The sequence below is a fragment of the Aeromonas bivalvium genome (assembly GCF_046078285.1).
Lineage (GTDB): Bacteria > Pseudomonadota > Gammaproteobacteria > Enterobacterales > Aeromonadaceae > Aeromonas > Aeromonas bivalvium.
Window position 1 is genome coordinate 30826 of the sequence record NZ_JBGXBV010000010.1, and the last position, 14978, is coordinate 45803.

Here is a 14978-nt window from a genome sequence, read left to right on the forward strand (position 1 = left end):
CTCTCGTCAATCAGGAGGATGAGAATGCGGATATCCCTCTTTCGTGGCCAGGGCTCGGCGCTGACCCCGACCCTCACCAGTGCCATCCACAAGTCCATCGTCACGGATCCCGTTTTCTGTTCCTTTGTGGGGCTGGACGGAGACGAGCAGAGCGATACACGTCACCACGGCGGCATGGAACGCGCCCTGCACTATTACCCTGCTGAGCACTATCTCTGGTGGCAGACCTGGCAACAGGCCATGGCGTTGCCCGAACCCGCCATCGCCTGGCAACCGGCTGCCTTTGGCGAGAACCTGTCCGGTCTCGGCCTGACCGAGGGCCAGGCCTGCATCGGCGATGTCTATCGGCTCGGCGAGGCGCTGATCCAGATCAGTCAGCCGCGCTCTCCCTGCTTCAAGCTCAATCTGCGGTTTGGTTATGGCCAGCTCTCCCAGGTGATGCAGCTCAGCGGTCGCTGCGGCTGGCTGATGCGGGTGCTGGAGGAGGGCATGGTGGCCCCCGATGCCGATCTGACCCTGGTCGATCGTCCCTATCCTGGTCTGAGTGTGAAGCGTTGCGCCGACATCCTGTTCAATGGGGTACGCAACGAAGACGATCTGTTGTTGCTGACCGACACCCAGGCCTTGTCACCGGGCTGGCGGCAGCATGCGGCTCACTGGCTGGAGCACGGCCGGGTGGCGGATTGGAGTCGCCGGCTGCTGGGGCCGGCCGAGTTCCGTCTGCCGCAATAAGGCGGCGCCAAGTCGCGGAGCGGACAGGTTTTTCCAGCACATGGCCCGAATCGCCCAAGAGTTGAGCGAATGGCGCTTTTTTTGCGGCTCAACTGAAAAAAGACTTGTGCCCAGTGCGGGGTTTAGGTAAATTCTCGCCCCGCAGACATCGGTGTGTAGCGCAGCTTGGTAGCGCACTTCGTTCGGGACGAAGGGGTCGGAGGTTCGAATCCTCTCACACCGACCATATTAGAAAAGGCCGCTCAACAGAGCGGCCTTTTCGCATTCTGAGTCCCGGTATGGGTCCTTCATGGGCAGTCGCCTTCCCCCTCTCTCCCTCTTCTTCCTCTTCTTCCTCTTGTCAGAGGGTGGCTCGCCATAAAAAAGCGGGCCACCGCTCGGTGGCCCTGGGTGAGATCTGTTGCTGATCCCGTGATCTTTCAGATTGTCACTAGCTCGCTATGGGTCTTGTCTATGGTGCCCTCCTTGCGCGCCGGGCGCTCTCTCAGATATGCCAATGACTGTGCTGCAACGCCTTGAAGCTGTGTTGAGGTTGCAGAGCCGCGTGTTTGGGATACTCGTTGATGAACTGTTCAATACCCTCCATCAAGCGTAACCGCAAGGAAGAAACGGGCTCGTGCCAGGCTTGCAGGCAGAGGTAGCCAGGGATCAGCAAGGCCTGGTATTGCTCCTTGAGATCGTCGGGCCAAGGCTCTATATCGGAACTGGGGTGCAACAGGTAGTGAGCGGCAGGGGCGCGGGCATAGATGAACTGAATATGGGCCAAATCGCGTTGGCACAGCGTTTGACTGCCGATATGGCAAGTCAGATAGCGTCCTGTGTTCAGATCCAAGAAGTGACCACGTTGCCGACAGGCGATGATGCGGTACCAGGGCAGTTGAGCGTCCGGGGCATAACCCTGAAGCTCCTGTTCAAGCCAGTGACGACATTCGGGTGTCTGCACCTCGTTGCGCATGGATTCAAGTTGCTGCAACAAGACACTGGGTGAAGCGACCGCCAGACTCGCACTCATCAATCTCTCCCTATCTGCATCACAATCCCGACCTCCAGTATGGACCGGATGATGGTGAGGGGGTAATTAATCCAATGATTAAAGATTGATTAAAAGTTCGGTTTTTATGCAGTCTCGGCGTTTAGCCCACCAGGTAGGTGCCGGTGCCGAAGGCGATGTGGGTGCCCGCTTCGTTGTGCAGTTCCATGCGGGCGACGGCGACCTTGCTGCCGGCCCGTATGATGTGGGCGGTGGCGATGAACAGCTCGCCACGGCCGGGGCGCAGGTAGTCGACCCTCAGGTCTATGGTGCCGAGACGGGAGAAACGCTCCTTGAGGTAGCTGGGGGAGAACTCCTCCAGCTCGTCGATGCAGGAGGCGGCGACTATCATGCCGCCCGCCACGTCCAGCAGGGTGGCGGTCACGCCGCCGTGCAGTATGTGGTGAAAGGGGTTGCCGACCAGCTTGTCATCCATCTTGATGCGCAGCTCGACCCTGTCGAAGTCGTAGTGGGTCACCTCCATGCCGATCAGCTTGTTGAACGGCATCCTCTCGGCGAACAGGTTGGCAATGCCACTGAGCGCCATCTTCTTCATCATCTGCTTCATCGATCCATCCCTGGTCAAGCCGAGTAAAAACTCCAACCAGTCTGCAACACATTGTTAACAGTCGCAATGGCAGGTTTATTGTGGGCGGCGGCTGCTTTAGAATGGCGACCCCAAAGGAGAGCCCATGACCGTCATCGCCGAAACCCTGCCCGACACGCCTCTTGCCTTGCTGCAGGCGGTGTTCGGCTATCAGCAGTTCAGGCCGGGTCAGCTCGATATCATCGAGCAGATAGTGGCGGGCCGCGATGGCCTGGTGCTCAAGCCCACCGGCGGCGGCAAGTCGCTCTGCTACCAGATCCCGGCGCTGCTGCGGCCCGGTCTGGGGGTGGTGGTCTCCCCCCTCATCTCCCTGATGAAGGATCAGGTCGACACCCTGCGGGCCAACGGGGTGGCGGCGGCCTACATCAACTCGGCCCTGAGCCGGGAGGAGCTGATCCAGCATTTTGCCGCCATGCGCCGGGGCGAGATCAAGATTGTCTATGTCTCCCCCGAGCGGCTGCTGCAACACGAATTCATGGACAGGCTGGCCGAGCAGCCCCTCGGCCTGTTTGCCATCGACGAGGCCCACTGCGTCTCCCAGTGGGGTCATGATTTTCGCCCCGAGTATGCGGCCCTGGGCCGGCTCAAGCAGTGGTTCCCCCAGGTGCCCGTGGTGGCCCTCACCGCCACCGCCGACGAGGCGACCCGGCGCGATATCCTGCATCGCCTCGAACTGCAGGATCCCTTCGTCCATACCGCCAGTTTCGACCGACCCAATATCCGCTACAGCCTGGTGGAGAAGTTCAAGGCGGCAGAACAGTTGCTGCGCTACGTCCAGGGTCAGAAGGGCAACTGCGGCATCGTCTACTGCTCCAGCCGCAACCGGGTGGAGGAGGTGGCCGAGCGCCTGGTACGCCACGGCAGCAAGGCGGCACCCTACCATGCCGGTCTGCCGCTCGAGCAGCGTCAGCGCACCCAGGAAGACTTCCTCAAGGATGATGTCGAGATAGTGGTGGCGACGGTGGCGTTCGGCATGGGGATCGACAAACCCAACGTGCGCTTCGTGGTGCACTATGACGTGCCCAAGAATATCGAGTCCTACTACCAGGAGACAGGCCGAGCCGGGCGGGACGGCACCCCGGCCGAGGCGCTGCTGCTCTATGATCCCGCCGACATAGGCCGGGTACGTCGCCTGCTCGACAACATCGAGAACCCCCAGCAGCTGCAGGTGGAGCAGTACAAGCTCAATGTGATGGCGGCCTTCGCCGAGGCCCAGACCTGCCGCCGCCAGGTGCTGCTCAACTACTTCGGCGAGTACAACGACAAGCCGTGCGGCAACTGCGACATCTGCCTGGATCCCCCCAAGAGCTATGACGGTACCGAAGATGCCCAGAAGGCGCTCTCCTGCGTCTGGCGGGTGGGGCAGGCCTTCGGGGTGGGCTATGTGGTGGAAGTGCTCAGGGGCTCTCTCAACCAGCGCATCAAGGATCATGGTCACGACAAGCTGTCGACCTACGGCATCGGCAAGGATCAGAGTCACGAATACTGGATGAGCGTCATCCGTCAGCTGATCCACAAGGGACTGCTGACCCAGAACATTACCCGCAACCTGGTGTTGCAGCTGACGGAGGCGTCCCGCCCCGTGCTTCGCGGCGAGGTGACGCTGGCACTGGCGGTGCCGCGTCTGCAACCCATCTCCAGCCGCAAGGAGAAGCGCAGCGGCCTGCTGGACAACGCCAATTACGACAAGCGGCTGTTCAAGGAGCTGCGGGCCCTGCGCAAGCAGATCGCCGAGGAGGAGGAGGTGCCCCCCTATGTGGTGTTCAACGACGCCACCCTGGTGGAGATGGCCCAGCTGATGCCGATGACAGAGGCGGAGCTGCTGGCGGTCAATGGCGTTGGCCAGCGCAAGCTGGAACGCTTCGGCGAAGCCTTCATGGATCTGATCATCGACTACTGCCGTCGGTAGGATCGACCCTGGTGGAACTACTGCCGTCGGTAGGGTCGATTAGCGAAGCATCATCGACCCGGCAGACTCAGGTCCGAAGGGTGGCACATCAGAGGATGGCGCCCGTTGGCCGGACGCCGTGAATTATTTCAGGCTGGCGTAATAGGCCGCCAGATTCTCCATGTCTGCCTCGGTCAGCATCGCCATGAAGGGGGCCATCAGCGGCTCCTGACGGCTGCCCTCCTTGAAGGCACTCATCTGTTTCAGCAGATAGGCAGCATTCTGACCGGCCAGATGGGGATAGTGGGGGATCTGGGCCCTGCCATCTACCCCGTGACAGGCGGCGCAGACCGCCGCCTTGGCCTTGCCCGCCTCGATATCGGCCGCCCTGGCATGCTGCCCCCACGCCAGTGCCAGCAAGGGCAGGGCATATACCCATCTTTGCATCTTCTTCTCCTTGAAATGAAATAGAACCATCGCCCGTTAGCCGGAACCGGCCGACGGCGGTATAACAGAGTGACACGAGCATACGCAGGGACGAATCGCACCACCATGAAGCTGATCAATAGTTTTGCCACCGAATTGCCCTGGGCCTGCGAGCCGGTGGCGCCCCAGCCCCTGGCCAACGCGCGCCTGCTGCACCTCAACCGCCCGCTGCTCGGCGAGCTGGGGCTGGGGGAGGTGAGCGATGAACAGTGGCTGGCCTGCTGCGGCCAGGCCAGGCCCCTGCCGGGCATGCAGCCGGTGGCCCAGGTCTATGCGGGCCATCAGTTCGGCGGCTACAGCCCGCGCCTGGGAGATGGCCGCGCCCTGCTGCTGGCAGAGCAGCAGGCCCCCGATGGCCAGCGCTGGGATCTGCACCTGAAAGGGGCGGGCAAGACGCCGTTTTCCCGCTTCGGCGATGGCCGCGCCGTGCTGAGATCCAGCATCCGCGAATACCTGGCCTCCGAGGCGCTCCATGCCCTCGGCATCCCCACCACCCGCGCCCTGGTGCTGGTGGGCAGCGACGAGCCCGTCTATCGCGAGACGGTGGAGACGGGGGCGACCGTGCTGCGCACCGCGCCGAGCCACCTGCGTTTCGGCCAGTTCGAATACTTCGCCTGGAGCGGCCAGGGGGAGAAGATCCCCTTGCTGATCGACTATCTGCTGCGCCATCACTTCCCCGAACTGGAGAGCGGCGCCGAGCTGTTCGCCGAGGTGGTGCGCCGTACCGCCCGCCTCATCGCCAAGTGGCAGGCGGTCGGGTTTACCCACGGGGTGATGAACACGGACAACATGTCCATCCTGGGGCTGACCCTGGATTACGGCCCCTACGGCTTCATCGACGGTTATGAGGCCGATTTTGTCTGCAACCATACCGATAGCGGTGGCCGCTATGCCCTCAGCCAGCAGCCAGCCGTGGGTTACTGGAACCTGCAGAAGCTGGCCCAGGCCCTGGCGGATCATGTGGATGGGGAGGCTCTGGCAGCGGCCCTCGGTCAGTACGAGCATCAGCTGATGCTGCACTACTCCGAGCTGATGCGCGCCAGGCTTGGCCTGGAGACCTGGGAGGATGAAGACCCGGCCCTGTTCCGCCAGATGTTCCAGCAGTTGGCGGCGGACAAGATTGATTACCACCTCTTCCTGCGTCGCCTCGCCCTGGTCGAGGCGAGCGGGCCCTGGCCTGCCTCCCTGCTGACGTTGCTGCCGGATGCCACCCCCTGGCAGGGCTGGCTCGATGCCTATCGGGCGCGCCTGGCCCGGGAGGGGAGTGAGGACGCGACTCGCAAGGCGCGGATGGATGCCGTCAATCCCAAGTATGTGCTGCGCAATGCCCTGGCCCAGGGGGTGATCGAGGCCGCAGAGCGGGGTGACATGGCGCCGTTTGAGCGGCTTTATGCGGCGTTGCAGCATCCCTATGACGAGCAGCCCGAGTTCGAGGAGCTTGCCACCCCGCATCCTGACTGGTATCTGGGGGAGGCGCTCTCATGCAGCAGCTGAGCCGGGTACGGACCAGAGGAGGATCGCCATGTCATTGCACTGGCATGTGATGGGTTGGGATGAGGAGGCCGGCATACTGTTGCTGGGCCATCCAGCCCTGGATTGGGACAGCTTCCCCGTCCTGGCACAGGATCTGCTGGCTGAGTGGGAGCTCTCTGCCTTGCAACGGGACAGCGGCGCCGATCGCCACTGTTGGCAGCTGGCGTTCGAGGAGTGTCGCCTCTGGCTGCACTTCGAGCATCACAGCGGCTGCTGGCTGAGTGCCGACGACGAGGAGGGGAGGGCGACCCTGGGCTGGCTGGCGCGACAGCACAAGGATTGAACTATGGCGGTGGGGGCGTATAATGCCGCCCCTCGATTAGCGCCATGGTGGCGCTATGGGTTCCCTAACCCCATTAACCAAAAAGGTCACAATATGAATCTGACCCCTGCTCAGCACCAGACGGCGCTGACGCGCCTCGCTTTGTTCCACATCCTGATCATCGCCAGCAGCAACTATCTGGTGCAGCTGCCGATCACCCTCTTTGGCTTTCACACCACCTGGGGTGCCTTCAGTTTCCCCTTCATCTTTCTGGCGACCGATCTGACGGTGCGGATATTCGGCCCGGGCCTGGCCCGCGCCATCATCCGCAGGGTGATGCTGCCGGCGCTGGCGGTCTCCTATGTGCTCTCCGTGCTGTTCTTCGAGGGTAGCTATCAGGGGATGGGTCAGCTGGCGGAGTTCAATCTCTTTGTTGCCCGGATAGCGTTGGCCAGCTTTATGGCCTATCTGGTGGGCCAGTTCATGGACGTGGTGGTGTTCAACCGGCTGCGGCAGCGCGGGGCCTGGTGGGTGGCGCCGGCCGCCTCGACCCTGATCGGCAACCTGGTCGATACCCTGGCCTTCTTCAGCATCGCCTTCTGGCGCAGCACGGATCCCTTCATGGCTGAACACTGGGTCGAGATAGCGACCGTGGACTATGTCTTCAAGCTGCTGATAAGCCTCGGCCTGTTCGTGCCGCTCTACGGCGTCCTGCTGCGCTATCTCAGTCGCAAGCTGGTGGGTTCTGCCCATGGTGAGGGATTGTCGGCGACCTCCGGCATCTGATTGTTGCCTGACGACTCCGGCATGGATATTGACCACCCCAGGGTGGTCAATTTTTTTGCAAGATCGGAGAAATAAGGGTTGCCAAGTCAAATGAGAATGATTATTGTTAACTTGCGTTCCGGGATAGGCCCCATTCGTTCCAACATGGTGACTTCTTGTGAAAGCACGACATTGCTCACATTGCTTCCAGTTATAGGGCCAGTATTTCTGGCCCTCTTTTTTTGCCCAATTTCCGCTGTTTTCCCTCTTTTACCGCCATTTTCCCATAAAAAATGGGAGCCAGCGGCTCCCATCTCTTCGGGCCGGGCACGGCCTATTCGATATCCAGCGGATCCGGGGAGAGGATCACCCCTGTGGTATCTGCATAGAGGTGGTCATCCGGCAGGAAGGTGACGCCGCCGAAGTTGACCGGCAGATCCGTTTCACCCACTTCCTTGCGATCGGCACCGACCGGGATGGCGGCCAGGGCCTGGATGCCGATATCCAGATCTTCCAGCACGTCGACCTCGCGTACGCAGCCGTAGCAGACGATCCCTTCCCACTCGTTTTCCGCCGCCGTGGTGGCGATCTCGCCGTCGATCAGCGCCCGGCGCATGGAGCCGCCGCCGTCGATCAGCAGCACGCGGCCGACGCCGTTTTCCTTGACCATCTCACGGATCAGACCGTTGGATTCGAAGCATTTGACCGTGGTGATGACACCACCGAAGGAGGCGCGTCCGCCGAAGGAGCAGAGCATGGGTTCGAGCACATCGACCATGTCCTGATAGATGTCGCACAGTTCTGAAGTGTTGTATTCCATTGTGTCAGTCCACCGCTGGAAACAGGTGGATCCAGTATAAGGACTGAGCCTGGCATTTCAATGAATATTCCTTGAACAACAAATGGCTGGCGCGCCCGTCACCCGGCTGCTGGCGCCGCGCCCTGCCCCTATCCAGACCTCATCAGGCCGATGCCCTCTGCCTCGGTGCCGCTTCCCCGAACCAGGCGAGCTTGTCCGCCAGGGTCACCACGGATCCCACCATGATAAGGGCCGGGCTTTCGACCCCCACCGCCAGCGCGGGCAGCTGGTCCAGGGTGCCGCGGATGACCCGCTGGCTCGGCTGGGTGCCGCGCTCGATCAGCGCCACCGGGGTGCCCCCCCCCTTGCCGTGGGCCAGCAGTTGCGCGCGGATCACCCCGCAGGACGAAAGCCCCATATAGAACACCAGGGTCTGCTTGTCTCTGGCCAGCAGCGGCCAGTCGAGATCCCGGGCGCCCCCCTTGCCGTGGGCGGTGACGAAACGCACGCTCTGGGCGTGATCGCGGTGGGTCAGGGGAATACCGGCGTAGGCGGCGCAGCCGCTGGCGGCCGTGATCCCCGGCACCACCTGAAAGCCGATGCCGCTGCCGACCAGCGTCTCCAGCTCCTCGCCGCCACGGCCGAAGATGAAGGGGTCGCCCCCCTTCAGCCGCACCACCCGCTGCCCCTTCTTCGCCTCCTCCAGCAAGAGCTGGTTGATCCCCTCCTGGGGCACGCAGTGGTTGCCCGTCTGCTTGCCGACGAAGATACGTTTGGCATCCCGGCGCACCAGTGCCATCACCTCGTCCGAGACCAGCCGGTCATAGACCACCACGTCAGCCTGCTGCATCTGGCGCAGGGCGTGCAAGGTGAGCAGGCCGGGATCGCCGGGACCGGCACCGACCAGCACGACTTCGCCGTGAGCCTTGCTCTCCTCGGCAAACAGGCTATCGGCCAGCTGATTGGCAGAGGCGCTATCCCCCCGTGCCAGCGCCTGGCCGAGCCGGTCGGCCCCGAGCAACCGCTCCCAGAAGCGGCGCCGCTCCCCCATGGTGGCGAAGCGCGCCTTGACCCGATCCCGCAGGCTGCCGGCGAAGGCCGCCACGGCCCCCAGGTGCTGGGGCAGCATGGCTTCGAGTTTCTCCCGCAGCAGCCGGGCCAGCACAGGGGCCTTGCCGCCGGAGGAGATGGCCACCATCAGCGGCGAGCGGTCGATGATGGACGGCATGATGAAGCTGGAGCGTGTCGGGTCATCCACCACGTTGGCAAAGATCCGCGCCTGGTTCGCGCTCTGGTAGACCAGCGCGTTCACCTCGCGCCGATCGGTGGCGGCCACCACCAGCCACTTGCCTGCCAGTTGTGCCGGCGCGAATTCACCGGCCAGCCACTCGATGCTCCCGTTGGCAGCCAGTTCCGCCAGCTCGGGGTCGAGCTCGGGGGCCACGACTGTGAGCTGGGCACCGGCATCCAGCAGCAGGCGCGCCTTGCGCTGTGCCACTTCGCCGCCGCCGACCAGCAGCACGGGTTTGTTGTCGAGTCGGCAAAAGATGGGCAAGTAGTCCATGGGGCCTCCTGATCAGGCTGCTTTGCGCTGGCTGGCGGTGGCGCTGGCGTCGGCCACGGGGACGGGACGCTCCGCCTTGGGGGTGGCATACCAGTAACCGAGGCCCATGAAGAGGGCGCCGGAGACTGTGTTGCCGAGCGTCACCCACAGCAGGTTGTGGCCGATGCCGCCCAGGGTGTAGGCCTCGGAGTGGGCACCAAACCAGGAGAGGGCGAACAGGGTCATGTTGGCGACCGAGTGCTCGTAGCCGGAGGCGATGAAGGCCAGCAGGCACCACCAGATGGCGATGAAGCGGGCGGCCCCTTCGGTGCGCAGCGCCATCCAGATGGCGAGGCAGACCAGCCAGTTGCACAGCACGCCCTTCATAAACAGGGTCAGGGCCGGTGCCTGGGTCTTGGCCAGCGCCACCTTGTGAGCCAGGCTGCCCGCGTCCGGCAGCAGGCTGCCGCCGTAGGAGTAGATGAGCGCCACTGCTATGGAGCCAAGCAGGTTGCCGGCCCAGGTCTGGGGCAGGATGCGCAGCAGATCGGCTATGGCGATCTTGCCGCTCTTCACCCCGAAGGTGAGGAACATGGTGTGGCCGGTGAACAGCTCGGAGCCGGCGATGACAACTAAGGTGAGGGCTATGCCGAAGGTGGCCCCCATCACCAGCGGACGCACGCTGGGATCAACCAGATTGCCCAAGGTGAAGATGAGGATGATGCCAAGGCCCACATAGGCACCCGCCATGGCGGAGCTGAGCCAGAAGCCGAGCTTGTCGCTGCGCTCGAAGCGGTTGATGCGGGCCGCGTTGGCGGCGCACTTGTTGATGGTGTCGGTATACATCTTTGTTTCCTTCAAGAGGGCCGCCCGCGGGCAGCCCTGATATGCATGGTGTTAGACGGCGACCCAGACCTGCTGGTCGTGCACTTCAACGGGGTATCCCTGTACCGACATAGATCTGGGGGTTGTCGACATCAGACGGCGACCCAGACTTGCTGGTCGCGCACCTCAGCGGGATAGCTTTGCACCGACATGGCGGCGTTCTCGAGGCAGTGACCGTCGCGCAGGCGGAAGTGCTGCTTCTTGAGCGGGCTGGCGACCCAGAGCTCACCCTCGTGTTCACCTACGATGCCACGCGACAGCACGTTGGCGGCGAAGAAGGGATCCCGGTTGTCGATGGCGAACACCTCGGTGGCCGCGCTCGGGCGGAACAGGGCGATCTGGCGCCCTTCCAGCAGGGCACAGACGCCGGTGCCAGGGAGTATGTCGTTGAGTTGGCAGGCGAGTTTCATCGCTTAATCTCCACATCGAGTTGGATGAACTGGCTATCGATCAGGGCGCAAACCCCGGTGCCAGGGAGTATGTCGTTGAGTTGACAGGCTAATTTCATCACTTTGCCTCCACTTCGATCTGATAGACGGGGATGCGTTCGGCCGGAGTAGCGGGCCTGTGCTGGTCGCGCTCGGCGACGAACTGAACGTCCGGGTCGCGCTTGTCGCTGTTGATGAAGTGGCTGAAGCGCTTGAGCGCTTCCTCTTCGTTGAGGGTGCGCGACCATTCGCACTCGTAGCTGTCGATAAGGCGTTGGATATCGCGCTCCAGCGTCTCGGCCAGCCCCAGCTTGTCGTGGACTATCACTTCGCGCAGGTAGTCGACGCCCCCTTCCAGATTGCCAAGCCAGACCGAGGTGCGCTGCAGTTTGTCGGCGCTGGTGACGTAGAACATCATGAAACGGTCGATCAGCTTGATCAGGGTCTCGCGGTCGAGGTCAGACGCCAGCAGGTCGGCGTGGCGCGGTTTCATGCCGCCGTTGCCGCCCACGTAGAGGTTCCAGCCCGCGTCGGTGGCGATGATGCCGACATCCTTGCCCTGGGCTTCCGCACACTCACGGGTACAGCCGGAGACGCCGAACTTCATCTTGTGGGGGGTGCGAATGCCCTTGTAGCGGTTCTCGAGGAAGACCCCGAGGCCGACGCTGTCCTGCACGCCGAAGCGGCACCAGGTGCTGCCGACGCAGGTCTTGGCCATGCGCAGCGCCTTGGCGTAGGCCTGACCGGTCTCGAATCCGGCCGCCAGCAGTTTGCGCCAGATGGCCGGCAGATCATCCTTCTGGGCCCCGAACAGGCCGATGCGCTGGGCGCCGGTGATCTTGGTGTAGAGCTTGTAGTCGCGGGCCACTTCGGCCACTGCCAGCAGCCCTTCCGGGGTCACCTCGCCGCCGGCCATGCGCGGGATGACGGAGTAGCTACCGTCCTTTTGCATGTTGCCGAGGAAGATGTCGTTGGTGTCCTGCAGCTGGGTATTGAGCGGGCTCAGCACATAGTCGTTCCAGCAGGAGGCGAGGATGGAGCCGACGGTCGGTTTGCACACCTCGCAGCCATAGCCCTGACCGTGCCTGGCCAGCAGCTCGTCGAAGCTCTTGATCCCTTCCACCTTGACCAGATGGAACAGCTCCTGACGGGAGTGGGGGAAGTGGGCGCAGAGGTGGTTGTTGACCTCGATGCCCTGCTTCACCAGTTCGGCGTTGAGCACCTGGCTGATGAGCGGCACGCAACCGCCGCAGCCGGTACCGGCCTTGGTGTGCTGCTTGATGGCGGCGAGTGTGGTGTGACCCTCGGCGACGGCCTGTGCGATGTCGCCCTTGGAGACGTCGAAGCAGGAGCAGATCTGGGCGCTTTCCGGCAGGGCATCCACCCCCAGGGTCGGCTTGGCACCGGCGTAGGCAGGCAGGATCAGGGTGTCCGGGTGGTTCGGCAGCGGCAGGGCGCCCAGCATCATCTGCAGCAGGTTGCCGTAGTCATCCACGTCACCCACCAGCACGGCGCCGAGCAGGCGGCTGCTGTCTTCGCTCACCACGATCTTCTTGTAGACGCCGGCCTGGTCGTCCTGGAACACATAGCTGTGGCTGCCCGGGGTGCGGCCGTGGGCATCGCCGATGGAGCCGACGGAGACGCCGAGCAGCTTGAGCTTGGCGCTCATGTCCGCCCCTTCGAAGCAGCTGTCGCCGCCGAGCAGATGGTCGACGGTGATCTGGGCCATCTTGTAGCCCGGCGCCACCAGGCCGAAGAAGCGGCCCTGCCAGGCGGCGCACTCGCCGATGGCATAGATGTCGGGGTCGGAGGTGAGGCAGTGATCGTCGACAGCTACGCCGCCACGCGGGGCTATGGCCAGTTCGCAATAACGGCCCAGGGTGTCCTGCGGGCGTATGCCGGTGGAGAAGACCACCACGTCCACTTCCAGCTGGCTGCCGTCGGCAAAGGCGAGGCGGTGTTTCGCCTGCTCACCGCCATGCATCAGGATCTCGCTGGTGCTCTTGCTGGTGTGCACCTGCACGCCCATGGATTCAATCTTGCGGCGCAGCAGCTGGCCGCCCTGACCGTCGAGCTGCTCGGCCATCAGCACAGGAGCAAACTCCACCACATGGGTCTCGAGGCCCAGCGCCTTGAGGGCGCCGGCGGCTTCCAGGCCAAGCAGGCCGCCCCCGATCACCACGCCGCTCTTGCCGCTCTTGGCCGCGTTGCGGATGGCTTTCAGATCCTCGATGGTGCGGTAGACGAAGCATTCGTGGTGCTGACTGCCCGCAATGGGCGGCACCCAGGGATAGGAGCCGGTGGCCAGCACCAGCTTGTCGTAACCGACCACAGTGCCCTTGTTGGAGTGCACTTCGCGGTTGGCCCTGTCGATTTTTTTCACCGCTTCGCCGAGCAGCAGGCGGATGCCGTGCTTGTCGTAGAAGCCGGGTTTGACGAGGGAGAGATCTTCACTGGTGTGATGGGAGAAGTAGGAGGAGAGATGGACGCGATCGTAGGCGGGACGGGGTTCTGCACCGAAGACGGTGATCTCGTAGCGGCCCGGGTCGGCCCGCTCGATCAGCTCTTCGATGAAGCGGTGCCCCACCATGCCGTTGCCCACAACGACCAGTCTGACTTTGCTCATGATTGCCTCTAGTTTGGAGTAATAAAACATCATTCTGAGGCTAGGCTACCCAGTCGGCAGGGGCGGGCGATTGATGCAAATCAAGTGTCCATTTATATATCCCTTCAGGGGTAACTCAAGGGAATTCAACCATATACATAAATGGGTATATGCAAGGCGTATTCAGGTGCCAGGCCGGGGTGACCCGGGAGGGGGACAGGGAAGGGAAGCGGGGTCTTATCCGGCTGGCGGAAAAGACGAAAACTTATCTCATTCACGAGGGCGCCCTTCCGCGGGGCGCCCCTGTGCGGACTGCCTGGCGATGTCAGGCGATATGGCGGCGAAACAGGGCGAGCGCCAAGGAGAGGCTGGTGCCGCCGATGGCGAGCAGGGGCCAGAGCAGGGGCCAGGCGGCCGACCAGCCGAGCCCTTTCAGAAACACCCCCTTGAGCAGCACGATGAAGTGGCTGAGGGGATCCATGGCGGCGAGCCACTGGAACACTTGCGGCATGTTCTCCACTGGCGAGACGTAACCCGAGAGGATCACCGCCGGCACCATGAAGGAGAAGACCCCGAGGAACGCCTGCTGCTGGGTCGAGCAGAGGGACGAGATGAAGAGCCCTATGCCGGCCAGTGCCAGGCCGTAGCAGACCATGCCCGCCAGCAGCAGGGTCAGGCTGCCGGAGAAGGGCACCGCATAGACGAAGCGGGCCGCCAGCGCGACGATGCAACCCTGGCCCACCGCCACCAGGATGCCGGGGACCGCCTTGCCCGCCATGATCCAGCCCGGGGTGAGGGGAGAGACCAGCAGCTGGTCGAAGGTGCCCTCTTCCCGCTCCCGCGCCACCGAGAGCGCGGTGACGATGAGGCAGCCTATGGTGGTGATGATGGCCACCAGGGAGGGGAGCACGTGCCAGCGAAACTCGATGTTGGGGTTGTAGAGGTGGCGCACCAGCAGCTCGGGGGCGCCGCGCCCCTCGCTCTGCCAGCGGGCGATCACCTGGCTGATGTAGCCTGCCGCCACCTGGCCGCCGTTGGAGCGGCGCCCGTCGACGATGAGCTGTAGCGGCGCGCTATCTCCCCGGGCCAGCCGGCGGGAGAAATCGGCGGGGATGACCAGCGCCAGCAGGGCCTGCTGTTCTGTGATGGCCGCCGTCACCCCGGCCTCGCCCGCCACCGGCAGCACGGTCGTGAAAGCGGGCATATGGGTGAGGCGCTCGATGAGCTCCCGGCTCTGCGCACCCCCGTCCTGGTTGTAGACGGCCAGGGTGTTGCCGGTCACCTCCAGGGTGGCGGCGAACGGGAAGAGGGCGGTTTGCAGCAGCACCGGCATGATGAGCAGGAAGCGCCCCTGGGTGTTGCCCAGCAGGATGGAGAGCTCTTTTCGCACCAGCCACCAGAGTCGAGTCAGCATG

At 63.4% G+C, this 14978-nt stretch carries 14 protein-coding genes and 1 tRNA gene; 6 read left to right on the plus strand and 9 right to left on the minus strand.

Annotated features, from left to right (window positions below):
• The first annotated feature begins 24 nt into the window (after nt 1-24).
• Entirely contained in the window at nt 25-732 is a 708-nt protein-coding gene (locus tag ACEUCR_RS17700) for an MOSC domain-containing protein (RefSeq protein ID WP_111874263.1), read from the plus strand.
• A 149-nt stretch (nt 733-881) separates the two neighbouring features.
• Nucleotides 882-958 (plus strand) — tRNA-Pro (locus tag ACEUCR_RS17705).
• A gap of 258 nt (nt 959-1216) precedes the next feature.
• Here the strand turns inward: ACEUCR_RS17705 and ACEUCR_RS17710 are convergent.
• Nucleotides 1217-1744 (minus strand): AbiTii domain-containing protein, encoded by a 528-nt coding sequence (locus ACEUCR_RS17710; protein ID WP_111874262.1) that lies wholly within the window; start codon nt 1742-1744, stop codon nt 1217-1219.
• A gap of 121 nt (nt 1745-1865) precedes the next feature.
• A complete protein-coding gene (locus ACEUCR_RS17715) occupies nt 1866-2330 on the minus strand; it encodes a thioesterase family protein (protein WP_041998015.1) in 465 nt (154 codons plus the stop codon).
• Nucleotides 2331-2454: 124 nt separating this feature from the next.
• On the opposite strand from ACEUCR_RS17715, the gene recQ reads away from it, so the two are divergent.
• Nucleotides 2455-4278, plus strand: a complete 1824-nt coding sequence (gene recQ, locus ACEUCR_RS17720) for an ATP-dependent DNA helicase RecQ (RefSeq protein ID WP_408748114.1) — start codon at nt 2455-2457, stop codon at nt 4276-4278.
• A gap of 123 nt (nt 4279-4401) precedes the next feature.
• Here the strand turns inward: recQ and ACEUCR_RS17725 are convergent, their stop codons facing one another.
• Complete coding sequence (locus ACEUCR_RS17725) at nt 4402-4704, minus strand: c-type cytochrome (protein WP_041998011.1); 303 nt, start codon at nt 4702-4704, stop codon at nt 4402-4404.
• A gap of 105 nt (nt 4705-4809) precedes the next feature.
• Between ACEUCR_RS17725 and ACEUCR_RS17730 the strand changes: the two genes are divergently transcribed.
• The 3 genes from ACEUCR_RS17730 (at nt 4810) to ACEUCR_RS17740 (ending at nt 7324) form a co-directional block, all read left to right on the plus strand.
• Nucleotides 4810-6237 (plus strand): protein adenylyltransferase SelO, encoded by a 1428-nt coding sequence (locus ACEUCR_RS17730; protein WP_408791671.1) that lies wholly within the window; start codon nt 4810-4812, stop codon nt 6235-6237.
• Nucleotides 6238-6271: 34 nt separating this feature from the next.
• Complete coding sequence (locus ACEUCR_RS17735) at nt 6272-6559, plus strand: DUF3630 family protein (RefSeq protein ID WP_392445556.1); 288 nt, start codon at nt 6272-6274, stop codon at nt 6557-6559.
• A 93-nt stretch (nt 6560-6652) separates the two neighbouring features.
• On the plus strand, nt 6653-7324 hold the full coding sequence (locus tag ACEUCR_RS17740) for a 7-cyano-7-deazaguanine/7-aminomethyl-7-deazaguanine transporter (protein WP_111874256.1): 672 nt from the start codon (nt 6653-6655) through the stop codon (nt 7322-7324).
• A 313-nt stretch (nt 7325-7637) separates the two neighbouring features.
• Here the strand turns inward: ACEUCR_RS17740 and rraA are convergent, their stop codons facing one another.
• The 6 genes from rraA to ACEUCR_RS17770 form a co-directional block, all read right to left on the minus strand.
• The gene (gene rraA / locus ACEUCR_RS17745) at nt 7638-8123 is read right to left on the minus strand and encodes a ribonuclease E activity regulator RraA (protein WP_041998003.1); all 486 of its coding nucleotides are present in this window, start codon (nt 8121-8123) and stop codon (nt 7638-7640) included.
• A gap of 142 nt (nt 8124-8265) precedes the next feature.
• Entirely contained in the window at nt 8266-9666 is a 1401-nt protein-coding gene (cysG, locus tag ACEUCR_RS17750; RefSeq protein WP_408791673.1) for a siroheme synthase CysG, read from the minus strand.
• A gap of 12 nt (nt 9667-9678) precedes the next feature.
• On the minus strand, nt 9679-10491 hold the full coding sequence (nirC, locus tag ACEUCR_RS17755; RefSeq protein WP_408791675.1) for a nitrite transporter NirC: 813 nt from the start codon (nt 10489-10491) through the stop codon (nt 9679-9681).
• A 131-nt stretch (nt 10492-10622) separates the two neighbouring features.
• Nucleotides 10623-10940 carry a nitrite reductase small subunit NirD gene (nirD, locus tag ACEUCR_RS17760; protein ID WP_408791677.1) on the minus strand — a complete coding sequence of 106 codons (318 nt, stop codon included), beginning with the start codon at nt 10938-10940 and terminating at the stop codon, nt 10623-10625.
• A gap of 97 nt (nt 10941-11037) precedes the next feature.
• A complete protein-coding gene (gene nirB / locus ACEUCR_RS17765; RefSeq protein WP_408791679.1) occupies nt 11038-13584 on the minus strand; it encodes a nitrite reductase large subunit NirB in 2547 nt (848 codons plus the stop codon).
• Between the two features lie 304 nt (nt 13585-13888).
• Complete coding sequence (locus ACEUCR_RS17770) at nt 13889-14977, minus strand: ABC transporter permease (RefSeq protein ID WP_408775633.1); 1089 nt, start codon at nt 14975-14977, stop codon at nt 13889-13891.
• Nucleotide 14978 lies beyond the last annotated feature (1 nt).